This is a genomic window from Olivibacter ginsenosidimutans, from assembly GCF_039542865.1.
GTDB classification, from domain to species: Bacteria; Bacteroidota; Bacteroidia; order Sphingobacteriales; family Sphingobacteriaceae; genus Olivibacter; species Olivibacter ginsenosidimutans.
The window spans coordinates 61,904-82,231 of record NZ_BAABIQ010000003.1; the positions used below are offsets into that span (position 1 = coordinate 61,904).

10 protein-coding genes are annotated in these 20,328 nt (G+C 42.5%); 7 read left to right on the forward strand and 3 right to left on the reverse strand.

Features of this window, described 5'->3' with window-relative positions:
- Nucleotides 1-409 precede the first annotated feature (409 nt).
- Nucleotides 410-1,333: an endonuclease/exonuclease/phosphatase family protein gene (locus ABD930_RS01700; protein ID WP_345229952.1), complete on the reverse strand. Its 924-nt coding sequence runs from the start codon at nt 1,331-1,333 to the stop codon at nt 410-412.
- Nucleotides 1,334-1,746: 413 nt separating this feature from the next.
- Complete coding sequence (locus ABD930_RS01705) at nt 1,747-2,772, reverse strand: GntR family transcriptional regulator (RefSeq protein WP_345229953.1); 1,026 nt, start codon at nt 2,770-2,772, stop codon at nt 1,747-1,749.
- Between the two features lie 195 nt (nt 2,773-2,967).
- Between ABD930_RS01705 and ABD930_RS01710 the strand changes: the two genes are divergently transcribed.
- From ABD930_RS01710 to ABD930_RS01740, 7 genes are all read left to right on the forward strand, one after another.
- Entirely contained in the window at nt 2,968-5,994 is a 3,027-nt protein-coding gene (locus ABD930_RS01710; protein WP_345229954.1) for a SusC/RagA family TonB-linked outer membrane protein, read from the forward strand.
- 72 nt (nt 5,995-6,066) lie between these two features.
- Nucleotides 6,067-7,566: a RagB/SusD family nutrient uptake outer membrane protein gene (locus ABD930_RS01715; protein ID WP_345229955.1), complete on the forward strand. Its 1,500-nt coding sequence runs from the start codon at nt 6,067-6,069 to the stop codon at nt 7,564-7,566.
- An 11-nt stretch (nt 7,567-7,577) separates the two neighbouring features.
- Nucleotides 7,578-10,166 (forward strand): glycerophosphoryl diester phosphodiesterase, encoded by a 2,589-nt coding sequence (locus ABD930_RS01720; protein ID WP_345229956.1) that lies wholly within the window; start codon nt 7,578-7,580, stop codon nt 10,164-10,166.
- Between the two features lie 52 nt (nt 10,167-10,218).
- Nucleotides 10,219-12,510: an early set domain-containing protein gene (locus ABD930_RS01725; RefSeq protein WP_345229957.1), complete on the forward strand. Its 2,292-nt coding sequence runs from the start codon at nt 10,219-10,221 to the stop codon at nt 12,508-12,510.
- 9 nt (nt 12,511-12,519) lie between these two features.
- Complete coding sequence (locus ABD930_RS01730) at nt 12,520-14,598, forward strand: SGNH/GDSL hydrolase family protein (RefSeq protein WP_345229958.1); 2,079 nt, start codon at nt 12,520-12,522, stop codon at nt 14,596-14,598.
- A 121-nt stretch (nt 14,599-14,719) separates the two neighbouring features.
- A complete protein-coding gene (locus ABD930_RS01735; RefSeq protein WP_345229959.1) occupies nt 14,720-17,008 on the forward strand; it encodes an FAD-dependent oxidoreductase in 2,289 nt (762 codons plus the stop codon).
- Between the two features lie 12 nt (nt 17,009-17,020).
- Nucleotides 17,021-18,655 (forward strand): sodium:solute symporter family protein, encoded by a 1,635-nt coding sequence (locus ABD930_RS01740; protein ID WP_345229960.1) that lies wholly within the window; start codon nt 17,021-17,023, stop codon nt 18,653-18,655.
- Between the two features lie 47 nt (nt 18,656-18,702).
- On the opposite strand, the gene ABD930_RS01745 is transcribed toward ABD930_RS01740, so the two are convergent.
- Nucleotides 18,703-20,202: a hypothetical protein gene (locus tag ABD930_RS01745; RefSeq protein WP_345229961.1), complete on the reverse strand. Its 1,500-nt coding sequence runs from the start codon at nt 20,200-20,202 to the stop codon at nt 18,703-18,705.
- Between the last annotated feature and the right edge of the window lie 126 nt (nt 20,203-20,328).

A 20,328-nucleotide genomic window follows, 5' to 3' on the forward strand; every position in this document is an offset into this window, starting at 1 on the left:
GGGTTAATGAGGGGTTAATAAAGGGTTAGTAAAGGGTTAGTAAAGGTATATCTTTATCAAACCCTTATTACCCCTTCATATAAACTAAACGAATTCGATGTTTAAGTAGAAGATATAGGGGAGATAATAGGAATTTAATCCCAGTAGAAACCACGTATAAAGCCACGTCGATGTTATTGGAGCGTCTGAAAGTTGATAGCGTTGTCATCGATCACCGTAATATGACAAATACTAAAGAGCGCTATTCGATATAACGAGTGGTCGTTTTACTGTTTAGTAAACTTCTAGATAGTTATAACTGAAATCGAAATAATATCGCCATAGGGAGGAATAATTATTTCCATCGAGCACTCACCAACCTAAGAAAAATAAATAGATGAAAATTATACACAGCTATTCGCCGCCAATCCTATGGTAAGGTAAGCACCACCATTACGGGAAAATGATCTGATGGAGTACGTGCTCGGAAGTCTTTTAGCGAAACCTCCCGAGGGAAATTCCCAGATTTATATGCTTCTTCTTTGTCTTTAAGTGGTGAACGGTAGGTGTCTGTTAGCACACCATATTTTTGAACCTTAAAATCCTTGGTTAGGAAGATGTGATCAATACGACTATCGGTTTTACTGTTGGGATTAAAATTATTAAAGGTGCCATTGGTGGCATATTTAAAATCGGCAAGTTCATAGGCATCCTGTAGAATATTCGAATGTTCCAATACCGCATAACTTGGACTATGTTGGTCTACATTAAAGTCGCCTGTTAAAATGGCGGTATGATTAGCCGCTAATTCCTTTACCTTTTGCAAAATAAGTTTAGCGCTTTCACTGCGAGCTACTGTGCCGACATGGTCAAAGTGAACATTAAAAAAATAAAGTGTTTTTCCATTTTCTTTGAGCTCTAATTTTGCCCAGCTACAAATACGGGGAAGTACGGCATCCCATCCCTTGTTGGGTTCGGTCGTATTTTCGGATAACCAGAAGTCGCCATGATCGAGTAATTTGAACTTGTCAGTATTATAAAAAATAGCGGAATATTCACCTGCCTGTTTACCGTCATCGCGGCCCTTTCCGGTATAATCGAAATGCGGTAAAGCTTGCTTAATATCTTCCAATTGATGGTGCAGGCATTCTTGGGTACCAAAAACATCAAAACCATGAAAATGGATCATATCTGCGATAATGGGATAACGTTGTTGCCAGCCATCGCCCCGTGCGGCATCCTCTTTATTGTTGTCATTACGCATATTGAAGGTTCCAACCGTAAGTTGTTGCGCTTGGGTAAAGCCGACCAAGCAGCATAAAAACAATAAAAAAGCGAGGGTTCTTTTTGTCATGGTTGTCATGATTTGTGCTAAAAAGTTTTAGTATCTAAAAACAAACTTAGGCAAAATGGTTTTGTTTCGCAAGTATCCGAGGTACGGTAAAAAATGGCAGTTTTTATTTTTTTGGATTTTTGTTGTATGTTTTTTGAGGAAGACGATTTTTTTTGGTACCTTTATTCGCGTTGGTATTTACCAATAAACGCCTAAGTTTTCCTAAATAATTTCCCACATAAATCGCTATTCAAATCCGCGTGAAATCCACGTCAAGTCCACCTTTTATCCACGTCATATCCACCTATCCTTCTCCTATTCCTTTCCTTCCCTTCGTGTTTTCTGCTTTTTCCTTAGTACGTAGATGGTGTGGGGTACGGTAGTATAACATATGGATGGAATGAAACAAGAAGTACAGCATTGCTGAAGCACCTTTACAAAGAATTACGTAAAATGATTTTAGTAGGATTCCGTTGCCTGATGCGCTGTTTTTGTTCGATGGTTTCGGCTACTGTTCGGGCCATTGCTTCAAAATCAGAGGAAATGACGGTGATGCCCCCTTCCAGAACTTCTTTAACATCGGTGTCATTATAGGAAATCAATCCGATATCTTCACCTAAGTGATATTTCTTCTTGCGGACTAATTTAATCAGGGTTACATCATCCGTATCATACTTATTAAAAGTAATGTATACATTTCCTTTATGAAAGTTATTGGTTGCTATTTCATGCTGTATCGTGTAGGGATAATGATTTTGTTGGCAGAATTGTAAAAACCCTTCGATGACTGAATTTGCGTGAAATGCTTCGGCTGGAACGATTAGGATGAGCTGTTTATATTTCTTCAGTTTCTGCTTTACTTTGGTGAGCGCATCGAAAATATCTGATTTAAAATCTTGATAAATAGATGAATAACTACCAAGTAAATGCGGTTGATCAAAGTCTATTAAGATGCGTTTGGAAGCAGGGATCTGGTTGAGTATCGCCGATACCTCTTCTTTTAAATAGGCAGCCACAACGAAATGTGTATAGCTATGGAGATTCTCTATAATAAGCTTTTCAAACACTTTGGCGTTATGATGATGAAAATAAACATCAATATCTGCTTTATCCTTCATGGCATCAAATAGGGTATGGTAAAACTTATCCCGCATGGGATTCATCTTGTCGAGTAATAGAAAAATCCGGAAATTGTGTTCGACAGATTTCTTTCGTACATAATAGCCCTTTCGGTATACAGATTCAATAATGCCCTTTTCCAAAAGATAGTTTAAGCCTTTAAGCACCGTCTCTTTACTCATATGAAACTGTTGCTCCAATTGCTTTAAAGAAGGGAGTCGATCATTCAAATGCAATTGGTCGGTTTCGATGAGCTTTAAGATATGGTCTACCAGTTGAAGGTATTTCATACGTTGAGAGGAGGTATCATGGATCTCTTCCGAGGATGTCTGTGTACGCATAGTGCTAATCTAAAAACACTGAATTTGTTTTACCAAACCAAACCAGTTTTTATTTAAGTTTTTTCTGTACGCAAAGGTAATAAATACGAATTTATAAATTTTTTTTGGTTTTTGATAACATACTTATTATAATTGCGCAATGGTTTTGTTTACCAGACCAGACCATACCAATTTTTAAAACTAATAAGGCTAACCATGCAAAAACTATTTTTAACATTTCTCTGTGTATTAATCAGTTTCGGAACTGTATTAGCACAAAAAAGAAGAGCTGTTTCTGGGACGGTTGTTGATGCGCAATCCAAACAACCGCTTCCTGGTGTTACCATTACGGACCAAAAGAAACAAGCCTTGGCTAAAACACAAGCAGACGGAACGTTTCGGCTACAATTGGACGATCAGCGGCACGAACTTTTATTCTCCCTAGTAGGCTATGAAGCTCAACAGGTGACTGTGCAAGGCAATCAAACGGTTGTAAACGTCTCCTTACAAACCAAGGATGAAGTGCTGGATGAAGTTGTGGTGGTTGGGTATGGTACACGAAGAAAAATTGAAACAACAGGCTCTATCGCTTCGGTAAAAGCAGATGAGCTTACCCAGATGCCTGTCGCTAATGTGGCCCAAGGCCTGCAATCACGTGTCTCGGGTATTCAGATTAACCAAAATTCGGGTTCGCCAGGCGGGAATGTGAGCGTACGGATTCGGGGAACAAATTCGATTAATGGAACGTCAGAGCCATTGTACATTGTTGACGGAATTCAAATTGCGAATAGTGGCGGCATTAATGATGTCAGTCCGCTTTCTACCATCAACCCCAATGATATCGAATCGGTAGAAGTGTTAAAAGATGCATCGGCATCAGCGATCTACGGGTCAAGGGCTGCAAATGGTGTGGTATTGATTACCACGAAGCGCGGAAAAGAAGGGGCGACCCGGGTAGCTTTGGAAAGTTATTTTGGTTTACAGCAAGTAACGAAGAAATTAGATGTATTGAATGCCAGCGAGTTTGCACAGTTGGAAAATGAGGTGTTCAATGATAATTATTACAAAGATCCAGCGTCTTTGGGAGAAGGTATTGATTGGCAGGACCAAATATTCCGGCAGGCAGGGATGAATAATCAACAACTGTCGATTAGTGGTGGGAATGCTAAAACCCAGCTATCCTTATCCCTTAATTATTTTGATCAGGACGGGGTAATCCGGAATTCTGACTTTAACCGTTATTCTTACCGATTGAATGTAAACCATAGCATCAATGACCGTTTTAAAATAGGTACCAGTATTTTGGGTAGTTATACCACGAGTAACGGTATCAGTGCTGGAGAGACGGGATTGGATAATGCGGGTGTCGTTAAGGGAAGTGTGCTTGGCGCAGCCATTGGTGCGCCGCCGCTGTTACAAGCCTATCGGGAAGATGGTACGATCTATCCTTTTGCTGAACAGGGAAATGGCCGCTATAGGGAGGTGGTTAATCCGTTAAATTTCATAGAAATATTGCAGCGAAATAATATTAAAAGAACCTTGATTAATTTATACGGTGAGTATACCATCCTGCCAGGTTTGGTTTACCGCGCCTCCTTTAATGCCGATAACGATAATCGTCTGTACGATAATTACTCGCCTCTTGCCTTGATCGCCAAGTCTGATATCAATTCAACATCAGGCACTGCTTCTAAAGATAATCAGGATAACTTGAACTTATTGCATGAAAGTTTATTAACGTATACCACCAAAATTGCAGAAGACCATTCCTTGAAATTTACGGGCTTATTTGCAACGCAGGTGCAGACCTATAAACAGAATCGGATTGATGCGACTGGTTTTCCCAATGATATTACCCAAAATGAAGCCTTGCAATTGGCACTTAACCGGGAAGTGAAGAGTGAACGTACCAAACAACGGTTAGATTCTTACATGGGCCGGGTCAATTATGGATTTAAGGATAAACTTTTTGTTGATCTTACTGCGCGTATTGATGGATCTAGTAAATTTGGCGCCAACCATAAATATGGCTTTTTTCCCGCTGTGGCTGCGGCATACCGTTTGGGTGAAGAAGATTTCCTAAAGCAGATAGACGCGATTAATGATCTGAAAATCCGTGCAAGTTATGGTATAACGGGTAATGCTGGAGGGATTAATCCGTATCAGTCATTAGCTACTGTAGAGTCGAATGGCGGCGTAAATCTCAATAATGGTTGGGTAACATCCATCGGTCCTACACGTATAGCAAACCCCAATTTGCGTTGGGAAAAATCAAAACAGCTGGATATTGGCTTGGATTTGAGTTTGTTTAACAATCGCTTATCGGTCGTTGCCGATTACTATAAGAAGAAGACAGATGACCTCTTATATGTACTAGCGCTTCCACTTTCGTCAGGCTATGCCAACATGACGGGGAACTTTGCGGCCTTACAGAATAAAGGCCTTGAATTTGCCTTAAATGCGGAGGTGCTAACCGGCGAACTCAAGTGGTCTTTAGGAACGAATATCACCTTTAATCAAAATAAAATACTGGATTTAGACAATGGTATTACGCAGGAACGATTTATTAATACCTATTCTTTGCTTAAAGTAGGTGAGCCGATTGGGGTATTTAAAACTTATGTGTTTGATGGAATTAATCAAAGTGCTGATGAGATTTTACCTGGCTATGATGGTCGTGTTGGCGGACATAAAGTGAAAGATATGAATCAAGATGGCACGATTAGTTCGGCTGATCAGGTTATCACCGGAAATCCGAATCCGAAATTTATTTATGGTTTCTCCTCTAATCTAAGCTATAAAAATTTCGATCTGAGTTTCTTCCTGTCGGGTACTTATGGCAATGATGTGTTCAATATTAGTCGATTCTCTTTTGAAAACCCGCTAGGTCAACGAAATCTCTTTAAGGGAATGGTGAACCGTTGGACACCGGAGAACCATAACAACCAATATGTAAGCGCTTTTGCAGGAGGCCGGCAACCGATTAGTGATTACCCAATGGAAAATGGTTCTTATTTGCGGATGCGTAATATTACGTTAGGTTATCGCTTTAAAGATTTTAAACGGATTTTACAAGACATAAGAGTTTATATGAGCGCTAATAATTTGTTCACCATAACGGATTACACCGGCTACGATCCTGAAGTGAATAGTTATGCAGGTTCAAATACACAAATTGGTATCGATAACCTGGTATATCCACAAGCCCGGTCGTTTATTTTGGGCTTACAGGTGAATTTCTAAAACCTAATTAAATGGAATGGAATCATAAACCCGATAGGTTTAACATAAACATTAAAAATAAATCATATGCTGATGAAAACTTTTCGCTATAAAAACTACTTAAAGCTGTGTTTGGCCATTACGCTGTGCACAGGATATACTTCCTGCTCTATGGAGGAAGATTTATATTCGTCTATTATTACCGAAACCTTTTATAAAACGGCATCTGATGCCGAGAAAGCATTAGTATCGGTATATAGTGTTCTGGGAGGGCTATATGGTGGTCCAGCAGCTACCTTAGTCCCTGATTTTAGCGCCGATCAAGTCTATCCAAGAGCGGTGGTCGGACGAAATTCTTTAACCCTTTTTACTTTGGAACCGACGTATACTGCGCAGATCAGCCAAAGCCGAACAAATGAGTCGCCACAGCAAATCTGGGTGTCGTGCTACAGTGGCATCGAACAGGCCAATTGGGTACTCACAAAAGTACCTGAGGTGAACATGGACGAAACGCGGAAAAAGCAAATTTTGGGAGAGGCACATTTTCTCCGTGCTTTTTACCATTGGATGCTCACCAAGAATTTCGGAGAAGTTCCTGTCAAAATTACACCTAGTGTAACGCAGGCAGATGCTTATACACCAAAAAGTGCCGTTAAAGAGGTTTATCAGCAAATATATAGCGACTTAGATACGGCCTATGATGCAGGATTACCTTCTTACCCTCTTGTAGACAAGGGGCGACCTTCACGTGAGGCGGTAAATGCCTTGTATGCGAAGGCTGCTCTATATAATGAAGATTGGGCTACTGCATTAGAAAAGGCAGAGTCGGTGATCTCTTCGGGCGTTTATTCACTGGTTTCAACCGAGCTGGAACTTTTTAATTATGCTAAAGAAGATGAAAACCGTAAAGAGATGATTTGGGCTTACGAAGCCGATCCGATTTCTCCAGGTAATGGACATCAATTGGTTGGCTTATGTGGCCCGACGGGTAGTGCAGCTCCGGAATATGCCGTTACCTCTTATGGTTCCATGTTTGCTTATATGGATTTCTACAATTCTTTTGACCCCAAGGATGGCCGGCGAGAGTTGTTGGCTACCAGCTATATCAATAAAAGCGGGGATGTAGTGCCACAAGCACAGATAACGCCCATTACCAAGGATGGCGTCTTGATTAAAAAGTATCAAGATCCGGTATCGACTACCGGCACGATCTGTAATATTCCGATTCTGCGTTTGGCGGATGTGTATCTCATCGCGGCAGAAGCAGAGGCCCATGTAAATGGACCTACAAGTAAAGCTTATGACTATGTGAATATGATTAGGCACCGCGCAGGATTAGCAGACTTATCTACTGGATTAAGCCAAGAAGCCTTCCTAACTGCGGTGATACAAGAGCGGGCTTGGGAGTTTTTTGCTGAAGGGGATCGTTGGTACGATTTAACCCGTACCGGAACATTTGTAGACGTCGTAAAAAAGGCTACTAATACGGTATATCCTACGCGTAACGTTCAAGCAAAATACCGTTATTTTCCTATACCGCAGGATGAAATTAATGCAAATAGTGAATTGGTTCAAAACCCCGATTGGGATTAAGGTAAAAAGTAATGAAAAAAGGTGTCAAAGGATTGGGAGTGTTACTGCTCGGTTTGTTTGCTACAACGGCTTATGCGCAAGACCATCCGCAGCTGGAAAATGCCCAATTAAAAATTCAGTGGCGCAATGATGGACAGGGGTATGCCCTGTCTGACCTCTTGCTTCATGGAGCGCAGGGAGATATCCATATTTCAAATCCGATAGGCCAATATACCATCTTATACAGTAAGGAAAAACCGGATAGTGTACCGCATTTTCCATCTCCCGATTGGTTGGATAGGTATAAGGCTTATACCTATCAGATCGACCACTGGAAAAAAGCATTTCAGCCAGTGGCCATGAATACCGCGGGAGAAGCGATAACGTTTTATCCCGCAGAAGCCAAACAAGAGGGAGATGGTATACACTTTAGGCAGGAGACGGAACGGTTTGTGTTGGATGCGGACTGGAAACTGGATCCAAACATGAAACAAGACGTACTGGTAGCAATCCGCATCAAAGCAAAGAAACCAGGATATTACAGCCTCGCTAGTCCGACCTTGTATACTATTCGGGAAGATGCATTAAATTGGGCTATACTACCCGGATATTTCCAGGGAAAAACGTTGGAACCCAATTTGGCGCTATCGTACGGATATGGAGAAGGCATTCCGGATAAACCGGTCATTGTCCGGGAAAGAGTGGCTAGTACTTTGGCCCCACTTATACAAGATAAAACAAACGTAAATCTTAGCGTAATTGCTGAACCGAGAATGGCAAGGGATCCTTGGGCCAAAGACCATATAACCCATAGCGATTGGAAGCTGGGGCTTTCGCTCATGAACCGGGAAGGAAAACTGAGTCCAACCTTATATCATCCGGTGCTAGGGCAACAGGATTCGTATTTACAAGTGGGAGAAGAACGGGTACTTACTTTTCGCTATGCCTTAAGTAAAGGCGATTGGTTTGACCAATATAAGCACGCAATTTACGATGTTTACCACTTTAAACATTTTCTGAAATTAAAGGATACAAAAGAGTCCTTAACGCATCGTATTTATGGGATGTTAGATTATGTACGGGATGATTCGACTTCTTTATGGAAGGTATTTCCCTATCAGGGACTGCAAATCGGTGCTCAAGCATATTTAGGTGGTGTTGTGGGCTCCAATAAGGATGCCATGAAGAATTCTGATTACGGTGCGATGTGGATGCTGGCAAAACTAACAGGTGATGCTACATTGAATAAGCATCGCTTACCCTATGCCCGGAATTTTAAATTGGTGCAGCAACAAACGAGCGATGGGTTTTTTAAAGGGGCTGCAATTGGCCAGTATTACTTATGGAATCGCCAACGTTTTACAGAAGAATGGGGCGATTATGTAGAACCGATTGCATTAACCTATTACACCATGTTAGACATTGGGAATATTTTGCTCTATCAATCGGATGACAAAGAATTGCGCAATCGCTTGCGTGCAGGAGGCGATAAATTGTTGGAATGGCAAAAGGCAGATGGCAGCTGGGAAGTGGCTTATGACCGGGCGACTGAGCAAGCAATGTTTACGGATATTAAAGACCGGCGTCCCACCTTTTATGGCTTATTGGTTGCTTACCGTATATTGGGCGATCAAAAATACTTAGCTGGTGCTAAACGAGGTGCCAATTGGTTAGTAGCCGAGGCGGCAAATAAGGGCTTCTTCTTAGGGGTTTGTGGTGATGCGCGTTTTGCTCCTGATTTTGCAACGGCGCAAAGCGCCCAAGCTTTCCTCGATCTCTATGAGCTTACCAACGATCAACAGTATCTGGAGGCAGCGAAGGAGGCGGCACGTCTTTATACTGCTTCCGTGTATACCCACCCCATACCAAGCGAAGCCGAGAAGTTCGTAAAAGGAGAAAAACGAGCCGATTGGCAAATCAGTCAGGCGGGATTAAGTTTTGAACATGGCGGACTGTTAGGCTCGGCCAATGGAGGAGGTCCTATCTTGTTGGCTAGCCATGCGGGGATGTTTGTGCGGATGTATGGTTTGACACAGGATTCGCTCTTTTTAGATATGGCTCGGGCAGCAGCTTGGGGTAGAGACGCGTTTGTAGATCAGGCAACGCATGTGGCATCCTATTACTGGAATGCGATGAATAAAGGGGCTGGGCCTTACCCCCACCATGCTTGGTGGCAAATCGGTTGGATTACCGATTACTTGCAATCGGAAGCTTCCGTTCGAAGCAATAAGCTCATTCATTTTCCTAGGGGATTTGTAACGCCAAAGGTAGGTCCACATCAACCCTACGGGTTTAAAGCGGGTGAAATTTTTCATATACCAGCTGTCATGATGCTTCCAGAACATGGATTAACCGTAGGAAACGAACGGATAGATTACCTATGCGCGCGTAGTAACGATAAAAAGTCTTTCTTCTTAATCTTGCTAAACAACAGCGTAGATGAGCAAAAGGCTTTGGTAACCATGGATTTTTCAGCATTATTGCCTGGGGAAAAGGCTCCGAAAACAGGAATGATCTTAAACGAAACCGGTAAGCAACTCGAGAACATAAACAATAGAACGGCAAACCAAACGATAAGGATTCCTGCTGGTGGTTTACGGGTAATCCAATTGAATAACTAACCTAATGGTCAAAAATTTTCTACCTGAAACGGTTAATATAATATAAAGAGACATGAAAAAATGGTGGTTGCTCCTGTTGATTGTTGGTGTTTATAGTCGATCTGAATGCCAAACCATTAACCTGGCTAAAGGAAAGCCGGTAGTGGTGAATCCCGTTATACCGGAAAACAAACCCAGCTACTTGGTAGACGGTGACGACGAAACGGTATTCTATACCTATCCAACTTCCTTAGAAACACGGATGGAAGTGGATTTACAGGGAGAATATGCCGTGGATCGTGTACTTTTAAGAGGGTTTCGAGGTGATGATTCCTTGCAGCTATATGCCGTCAATCAGGAAGGTAAGGCAAATCTTGCCTTTCAAGGGGTATTGCCTGCTCAAAAACTCATCAGTTTTGAGCCACAAAAAATGCGTAAGTTGATCGTTACGTACACCCCTAAGCATAATACGGCAATGGGTGAGCTGGAAGTTTATGCTTATGAACCTCAGCCGGTCATGGTGAATCAAAGTGGTTACAATACCCAAGCGGTAAAGCGCTTTACGGCACCCTTAGCTACCGACGGGACGCCTTTTCAAGTGGTAAAAGCCGGACAACAAGAAAGCTTGTATCAGGGAACGATACATGGACAGGTGGGCGACTTTACAGATTTTAATCCACCCGGAACAGCAGAATACCAAATTATGGTCAACGGGCAAACCGTTGGGAAATCGTTTCCTTTTTTTATTGCTCCTTATTTGATCGAACGCGTTTCCTATATGCCGGCATTACAATTTATGATCGACGACCGATGTTGGTACGGTAATACAAGCTTGTATAAACCAACAACGGAAAATGCAGGTTGCCCGTTTCTGGGGGTAGCTTGGCGGGACAGCCATCAGTTTTCTTTTGAGCTGCAGGCCTTAATTAATCTCTATTTTTCTAATCCGGATGCATTTTCGATTGCCCGAATGCCTGTAGAAGGACATTATGAAGGTCTGCGGGAAAAATTACCCGATGAAACACCTGAAATTGTTCGCTTGATCTATTATGCCGTTGATATTTACCTGCGCGGAAAAGTGAATCATACCTTGCTCAAAGAGCAGCTGGCCTATTTCCTGTATGCTTATCCTATGCTCAAGCAATATATCCCTGAAAATGTCTATCAGGAGGCACGCGATTATCTATTTGCGATCTGGGGGGATACGACCAACAACCGGTGGCGTTGGCACGATATTGATCATAATGCCAATCTATTGCAGACGTATACCTTAATCGGAACAGGCAAAGGACAATTCCCGCCGGGACATTCCATCGCACCTAACCTCATGCTATATGAGGTGGCCAAGCGGGAAGGTCGGGACGACGCCAAAAAATATTGGGATGCAGCCTATAAACAGACGGAATGGATCATAGCACATCTGGATTGGCAGGATCCGGCGACAACGAAAGGACAGCGCATGAATGAGTATGTTACCCTGCAAAATCTTGGTTATTTCCTTCAGCAATATCCAACGGTATGCCCTAAAGGCTTGGCTAACAAGATAGCCGATTGGGCAAAAGTCATCATTCCCCGCGGAAATAACCTGTGGGATTTTCGGAAATACAGCTCCAGTAAATGGGTGATACCGGATATTAAACCTTCTTCGGATCCGACATTTAATCCGAATGGTAGTTTTAATGAACCGGGTAATATTGCCGGTTTTCCTGCTGCAGCCCTTATGGCAAAGGAGTTGATTCCGGATAAACAACTGCAACACCAATTGGAAATACTGGCTGTCGGTCAGATCGATAATGTTTTTGGTAGAAATCCGGCAAACAGGCACCACAGTTACGATGCACTAAGTGATTTTGAGGGCGCCGACTTGCCTTGGTTTCAGGAGCTGGAAGGTGGTGCAGGGATGTTGCAAACGGTGCGTGGTGTACTTGACGGATCACCCAAGGAAGAGATGTATCCCTATAAACCTTATGGTGGTGATCCGGGGCATACCGAAGGTTGGGTTACCTTTAATACAGCATGGATAGAGGGAATCGCTTATCGGAACTATGATTTAACGCATCTGGATGTCATGGACGAACAATTTCAACAGCCAATTAAACAGGTAAAGCCATCGGCAAGTATCGGACTGCGGCTTGCGGCACCTTTAAACTTGGATGCTTCGACAAAAGAAAAAGCAACCGTTGCTGTAGCAAAGAATGGAAATGCTATCGGTACAGTGGATATGGAAGAGGAGGGTACAGACGGATTGTATTTTAACAGTTTGGTTAAGCTTGATCAACTGACGGATCTTAAAAAGGGAGATGTTCTAACTTTTGCTTACGGTCTCGGTGCATTTGCTCGAAAGGCTACGGTAACCATTAGATAATGAATTGAAATGAAGCTACTTCTTCTGGGAATTATTGGATTTTTTTACGTGATGCCTGTAAAAGCGGATAAACGCCTGATATTAGTCGCCGGACAAAGTAATTGCGTGGGCAAAGGCGATGCCTCCTTATCTATAGGGGTCATGCCTGGGATAGCGTTTGAGTACACTTATATAGGCGATCGTCTAAAGCCATTACTGGATCCGGTGGGCGTTGATGAGCTGCATTTTCAGCAGGCAGAAACAGGTAGTGCCTGGCCGGCTTTTGCTCAAACCATAAATCGGCTTACCGGTGATACGATAATTATTGTAGCAGCTGCTAGAGGAGGCAGCTCCAACCATGAAAAGGCAGAACTGGAAGGGATGGGGACATGGGCGACAGGGGGTAAAATGCCGCTATTTGAAGATGCAGTAAAGAAGGTAAAGGCCGCGATGAAAAAAACAGGCTTACCACTTAGTGCAGTCGTTTGGGTACAGGGTGAGCGTGATGCCAATGCCATCAATAGTGGCGAATTAAGTCCCGCAGCATATGAAAACAGTTTACGAGGCTTGATCGAACGTTTTCGGTCGGCTTTGCAAGCAAATACACCTTTCTTCCTCGTAAAAACAGGATATTATAGTCAACATTCGAAAACAGGCTTTGATCTGGTCAGAGCGGCTCAAACAAAGGTAGCTCAGTCGTTAGATCAGGTTTATATTGCCTTTGAAAAGACCAATACCTTTCCAGAACGGCAGTTGATGGTGGATGCTATCCATTATAACCAGCAAGCCTTAAATGAATTGGGCGAAGCCGTTGCGGTTAACCTTGTTCGGACGTTACATCTTCCACAACAAACAAAAGTCGAACCCTCATTCCGTATAAATGGTATAACAGAATTTCAAGTGCGTGGGGGGCTGCCTCATTTTTGTAGAAAAAGCCTTAACGGAGATACGGTTCGGGTTGCTTATATTGGTGGAAGCATCACGCAACTTGACGAACGGTATCGGCGGCAGGCAACCAATTTAATTCGCCAGCAGTTTCCGAAGGCAAGGCTAGTTGAAATCGCTGCTGGTATACCGGGAACAGATGCTGATTTAGGTGCGTGTAGGGTAAAAGAGCAAGTGCTCATTCATCACCCCGATTTGGTATTTATTGAATTTGCGGTAAATGGCGGCTTTCCACAGGGCGTGGAGGGTATTATTCGGCAAGTAAAACAAGCTAATAACCAAACGGATATTTGCCTGCTATATGCTGCAACGGCAGATCAGTTGAATAGTTACGTTCAAGGAAAATTACTGCCGCACATTCAGCAGCTAGAGGTCTTAGCCGATCATTATCAGATCCCTTCGGTACACCTCGCTTTGTATCCAGGATGGATGCTTGCTCAACAAAAACTGACAGCTAAGGGTAGCGAAAAAACCAAAGCAGATAAAGTCGTTTTCACGGCCGATGGGGTACATCCCTTAAAGCAGGGAGGAAATTTATATGCTGCGGCAATCGCTCGATTATTAAAGCAAGTAGTCGTAGCGGAAGCGCATCATTCTATGCACAGTTTGTCCAGTTTACCGCCGGCTCAGTATGCAGATAATTGGGAAGATGCTTCTTGGGTGAATCCGGAGGGGAACGTTCGGTTTTCCGAGGCGTGGGCACCGGTACCCATGCAAGACAGCCTAAAACAATTTGCCCCTTGGTTTTCACAGGCGATGGCTGCTGAACAAGTTGGTGCTTCGGGTACTATTCGTTTTGAAGGCGATGCCGTGGGTTTGTTTGATATTGGCGGACCGGAAGTAGGCCAATTGCGATTAAGCTTAGATGGAAAAGAGATCTCCGTCGTCCCTGACGGGGGAGTGCGCTACCGGATCGCTGAAGGTGGATCACCAATTATAAATCGCTTCAATGCTTATTGCAATAATCGATACCGCGGACAATTTTTTATACTACAAGTTCCAAAGGGTAAACATGAACTTACTTTTAGGATCGACAAGCAAATTCCCGATAAAAGAAAAATCTTAGGAGAACAGCAACAGGATGATATTAATCGCCATCTAGCGAAGTACGCCCATACAAAAATCTATATCGGTAAAATTTTAGTGAAGGGAAAAATAAGATAATTAAGCGGATAAAAAAGGCGGCTGCGCAATTCGGCAGGACTAATATCAGCAATCAGGCAAAAAATATGCATAAGCATGTAACATGTGCACGCTTCATCACCGAAAAAAGAAAAGTAATCAAATGAAAATAAAAGAAGATTTTAAGCAAGCAGGGAGACAATTAAAACGAGTAAATCATACGGTAGACTTAGTGGTCGTAGGCGGTGGCCTGTCTGGCTTATGCGCTGCGGTAACCGCAGCGCGACAAGGATTGAAGGTTGTGCTGGTGCAAGATCGGCCAGTGCTGGGAGGGAACGCATCCAGTGAAGTACGTCTTTGGATTTTAGGGGCTACCTCACATATGGGAAACAATAATCGTTGGAGCAGGGAAGGTGGTTTGATTGACGAAATCTTAGTAGAAAATACCTACCGTAACCCCGAAGGTAATCCACTAATACTGGATATGATCCTGTTGGAGAAAGTACATCGGGAATCCAATATTACCCTATTGCTCAATACGGTTGTGTATGAAGTCGAAAAAAGGGATATAGATAATATTAAGGCTGTCAAGGCTTTTTGTAGTCAAAATGCTACAGAGTACTATCTAAAGGCACCATTGTTTTGTGATGCTTCCGGCGATGGTATTGTGGGATTTTTAGCCGGTGCGGCTTTCCGCATGGGAGCTGAATCTAAAGAAGAATTCGGAGAGTTGATGGCTCCAGAGCGTGAATATGGCGAGCTGTTAGGACATAGTCTTTATTTTTATAGTAAAGATGTGGGGAAACCGGTCAAATTCACGCCTCCGGCATTTGCGCTGGATGTAACGAAAGCGATTCCCCGTTTTAGAAACTTCAACGCTAAAGAATTTGGGTGCAAACTGTGGTGGGTAGAGCACGGCGGCCGTTTGGATACGGTTTATGATAGCGAGATCATCAAATGGGATTTATGGCGAGTGGTTTATGGGGTATGGGACTATATTAAAAATTCTGGAAATTTTCCCGAAGCCGAAACCATGACCTTGGAATGGGTCGGTACAATTCCCGGAAAACGCGAAAGTAGACGTTTTGAAGGAGATTACATGCTTACACAGCAAGATTTGGTAGAGCAAAAGCAGCATGCCGATGCCGTTGCTTATGGCGGATGGTCAATCGATCTCCATCCAGCGGATGGGGTGTTTGGCGAAAAAAGCGGTTGCGACCAATGGCATAGTAAAGGTGTATTCCAGATTCCTTACCGTTGTTTATATAGCCAAAACATCCATAATCTCTTTTTTGCTGGTCGCATTATCAGCGTTAGCCATGTGGCCTTTGGTGCAACCCGCGTCATGGCTACCAGTGCGTATACAGGAGAGGTCGTAGGTATGGCCGCTGTATTATGTACAAATTTGGGCTTGCTTCCTAGTGGATTGTTGCCACCGGAACGGATGCAACATCTGCAAAAAGAATTACTGAAAATTGGACACTATATACCCGGTGTTTCATTAAAAGATGAGACAGATCTCGTGCAGCAAGCTCGCTTACAAAGCTCCTCGACTTGGGCTTTTAAAGGCTTCGACCCTATTGAGGTGCAATGGAAATCCTTAACGGTATCTGCCGCACAACTATTGCCGCTACCGGCAGGGAAATGCCCTTCCTTTAAGATTGCGGTACGTGCTTCAAAAAATACCACCTTAACGGTTGAACTCAAAACGTCTGAAAAAGCAGGGAATTTCACACCGGAGGTATTACTGGCCAGTAAACAAGTTGCCTTAGCAGTAGGTGAGCAGGTACTGGAACTACATTTCGATGTTCAATTGCCACAAGGAACTTATGTTTTTCTGCTGTTCAGCAGCAATGAAGCGGTGCAAATCCCATATACTGAACAACGTGTAAGTGGTATTGTTGCCGTTCATAATGGAGAAAATAAGGCTGTTTCCAATTTTGGTAAGCAGGTGCCGCCGCCTCAGCAGGGAGTAGACGAATTTGAATTTTGGTGCCCCGAACGTCGACCAGAAGGGCAAAATCTTTGTTTTACCCTAAATGAGCCAATTCCTATTTTTAAAACCGATTTTCTGAAAAATGGTATCGACCGACCGACAATTGCGAGCAATGCTTGGGTAGCCGACCCTCAGGATGATTGTCCGACGATCACGTTGAGCTGGCCAGACAAACGTAAGATTTCATCCATTGATCTCTTTTTTGATACCGATTTTGATCATCCTATGGAGTCGGTATTAATGACCCATCCCGAATGTGTGATGCCTTTTTGTGTTCGGCAATACCGTGTTTTAGACGAAAATCAGCATTTGCTCTATGAACAAAAAGAAAATTATCGCAGCAGGGATCATATCCAGTTTGATAATCCTATTTATACCAATTCATTAACCATTCAATTAAGCCATCCATCTGCGCAGGTGCCTGCTGCACTTTTTGCAGTACGTTGCTATGCCTAATATATACTCCATATGAGCAATATCGATTATGCCGTCATGGCTATTTTTGCACTGATGATCTTATGCATCGGTCTACTTTTTACGGGTGGTAGTAAAAATACATCTGCTTATTTTGAAGCTGGAGGTAAAACTCCTTGGTGGATCAATGGACTTTCTTTATTTATCAGTTATTTTTCGGCAGGTACTTTCGTGGTGTGGGGCTCTATTGCTTACCAATCGGGTTTCGTGGCTAATGGTATTCAATTGACCATGACCTTAGGCGGTTTGATTATCGCTATTTTTATTGCCCACCGGTGGAAACGAACAGGCGCGTTGACTGCCGCAGAATACATCGGTGTACGCTTTGGCGTCAAAACACAACAATTCTATACAACACTTACCTTGTTATACAGCTTGTTTTCCGTAGCAGCCGTTTTATATCCAGTGGGTAAAATGATCAATGTCGCCTCTGGTCTGTCGATTGAGTGGAGTGTGTTGATTATTGGGGGAATTATCGTGTTGTATACCGCTGCAGGGGGGCTATGGGCGGTGCTGGTAACCGATGTGGTGCAATTTGTTGTCTTATCGGCGGCGGTTATGATTGTTATTCCATTAGCCTTGGAAGATGTAGGTGGATTGGGGAATTTTGCGAAACAAGCTCCCGATAAGTTTTTTGATTTTTTCAATAGCGAATACAGTTTTGGGTTTTTTCTTGCTTTTTTGCTCTATCAAACGGTTTATATTGGCGGAAATTGGTCCTATGTACAACGGTATACCAGCGTGTCGAGTGAACGGAATGCTCGGAAAGTAGCCTACTTGTTTGCGGGTTTATACCTCATCTGTCCCTTTATCTGGATGTTGCCCCCCATGATTTATCGGGTAATTAATCCGAATCTGGAGGGCGTTGCATCTGAAGGGGCTTATATGATGATGGCACAACGCGTATTACCAGCGGGTTTAATCGGATTGGTGTTGTCGGGTATGGTATCAGCAACCGCTAGTAAAGCTAATACCACACTTAACCTTGCGGCAGTAGTCTTTGCTAATGATGTTTATAAGAAAATCTTTTTCCCCAAAGCCTCAGAAAAGACATTGGTTTGGGTTGCTCGTATATTTACCGTTTTTTTTGGCATATTGACCATGGTAATCGCGATTTTGATCCCTTATGTTGGCGGTATTGTAGAAATGGTATTAAGTACCGCAGCCATTGCTGGAGGTTCTTTGTTTGCTCCCTTAATATGGTCTTTGTTTTCAAAACGGCAAACCGCGCGATCAATTGTAACTGCATCCTTATTGAGCTTAGTAGTGAGTTTGTTTATGAAAATTGGCGCTCCGTTTTTGTTCGATATCAAATTGGATCGCTTCTGGGAAACGGCTTTAGGGGTAGGTTTACCCTTAATCGTTCTAGCGATAGTTGAACTTATAAATCAGGATCGGGTTTACCCTGCATTTGAACAGTTGGATGAAAATAATCAAGAGAAGGAACAGGAAGCAGACCGACAGAATGTCTTTGGTATAAAGGTGATCGGCTTGTCCATCGCTTTAGTCGGTTTAGGGATCTTGATTTTAGGCTTGGTAGCCACTAAGGGAGGGGTAGCGATTGCCGTTGGTGCGATCATCAGTTTATGCGGGTTGGCTATCTGGAGGGCCGGTCTCAAAGCCGCTTAGAGAATAATTGGAAAAGATACTGAGTAACGTCCGTAGTCGAAGAGGCTTTAGTTGTCGATATGGAAAGCATCTAGAGATTGCGCTATCCACGAGCAGAAATCATAGTGTTTTAACAGCTTCATCTCATCTTTTTCCTGTGTGATATGACGCATATTTTTTTGGCATTTGGACAAGGCTATTTTTTTGCGGGCTTTGCTTAGGCGCTTTGGATTTAGGGTTAAAACGTAACATAATAGTTTCTCAGAGCGGAGCATATTGATTCCATGCTTGAAAGACCGCTTATAATTTCGTATTTCATAGGTTAAATAGTCCATATCATCTAATTCGTAACTGATTAAAAATTGAAAAAGCTGAATAGCACGGTGGAGCATGTGCAAGCTGCGACTTGCTGTTAAAAATTGGGCTTGCCTGATGTAATGTTTAGCTTGACGAAAGTTCTTCTCTTGAAAATAAACGATACTGGCCAAAAAATTAAATTCAGCATGTTTTTCTCCATCTACCATTAGGTAAGTCAGTTGTTTATCCTTTTGTATATGCTGAATCCGCTTTTTTGCCTGATCAAAATTTTTGCTAATAAGATATTGTTTAATGCTATAAATAAGGTGGATCTGTTGCGCTTTTAATTTAAAATGTTCGGGGTAATCTGATGACATTAAGTGGTGTATTTTTTCTAAAAATTGCGCTAGCTCTAGTCCATAATTGATGGTATAGAGATTGTCTAAAATACCTTCTAGAGCCATGAGGTAATCATAAGGGGGGAAATCCCAATGGTTTTCATTTGCTTCGAACAACTGGTTTAACTGTTTAAACACGTTTAATGCCAATTTGTATTCATTGGATTGCATGAAATAAAACGATTGAAACAATAAATGGAGTTTCTGCTGTTCAAATGTGTTGGTATGCCCTCGGCTGATCACACTCAGTTCGTTCAATAGTAGGTCTGCTAAGTCTGATGGTACCAAGGAAGAAATAGGGGCATTTCCTAATCTAAAATGAAGCATTTCGTATAAGCTGTAATGTTCATGCAGCTGGCGGATTACGCGGAGCTTATTTTTTGCTTTCATTTGAAGATCAATCAATTCTTTCTCGGTCATTTGAGGATAACCTAATCGGTTCAATAAAGAAAGTTCTTCTCGTATATAAATAAAATCGGTTAATGGGTCCTCTAAACTAACACACTGTTTAGCTACTTTTTTGAGCTCTTGCAAGCCCCGAAGCGGCATGGATCGCTCGGCAAAAAGCCGCGCCCGTAATAAGCCAAAATATCGATAGAAGCCTTTGTCTTGATCGATTCGAAGCTTCACTAAACTATCGGTTAGTAATTTAAAAAGGTATTGTGCGTGGTTGTCGATGGAGGTAGCCTTGGGGAAATGTGCCTGATAAAGGGTGTCTAATTCTTGGGTGTTACTGGGAGCATATTTCGTAATCAGGTTAAACAGTTTTAAAAATTCAGGTTCCTTGGAAGCAGCAGCGAATTGTATACGGAAATATTTCTGTTCGACAGCAGAAGTGGCTTTGACCAGTTTGAGTAAGTCTGCTTTAAGCATAAGAAGATTTCAATAAATTGGTTAATTATTTTAAATTTAACTATCAGGTAATCAAAAAAATAAGATGATAATGGGTACTAAATATAGTACATTAGAATCATAAAAGCAAAAAAAATAGGTAAAATA

Excerpts from the sequence above, each read along its gene's own strand:
- ABD930_RS01700 (WP_345229952.1), bottom strand. The coding sequence starts at position 1,333 with ATGACAAAAAGAACCCTCGCTTTTTTATTGTTTTTATGCTGCTTGGTC.
- ABD930_RS01705 (WP_345229953.1), bottom strand. The coding sequence starts at position 2,772 with ATGCGTACACAGACATCCTCGGAAGAGATCCATGATACCTCCTCTCAA.
- ABD930_RS01710 (WP_345229954.1), top strand. The coding sequence starts at position 2,968 with ATGCAAAAACTATTTTTAACATTTCTCTGTGTATTAATCAGTTTCGGA.
- ABD930_RS01715 (WP_345229955.1), top strand. The coding sequence starts at position 6,067 with ATGAAAACTTTTCGCTATAAAAACTACTTAAAGCTGTGTTTGGCCATT.
- ABD930_RS01720 (WP_345229956.1), top strand. The coding sequence starts at position 7,578 with ATGAAAAAAGGTGTCAAAGGATTGGGAGTGTTACTGCTCGGTTTGTTT.
- ABD930_RS01725 (WP_345229957.1), top strand. The coding sequence starts at position 10,219 with ATGAAAAAATGGTGGTTGCTCCTGTTGATTGTTGGTGTTTATAGTCGA.
- ABD930_RS01730 (WP_345229958.1), top strand. The coding sequence starts at position 12,520 with ATGAAGCTACTTCTTCTGGGAATTATTGGATTTTTTTACGTGATGCCT.
- ABD930_RS01735 (WP_345229959.1), top strand. The coding sequence starts at position 14,720 with ATGAAAATAAAAGAAGATTTTAAGCAAGCAGGGAGACAATTAAAACGA.
- ABD930_RS01740 (WP_345229960.1), top strand. The coding sequence starts at position 17,021 with ATGAGCAATATCGATTATGCCGTCATGGCTATTTTTGCACTGATGATC.
- ABD930_RS01745 (WP_345229961.1), bottom strand. The coding sequence starts at position 20,202 with ATGCTTAAAGCAGACTTACTCAAACTGGTCAAAGCCACTTCTGCTGTC.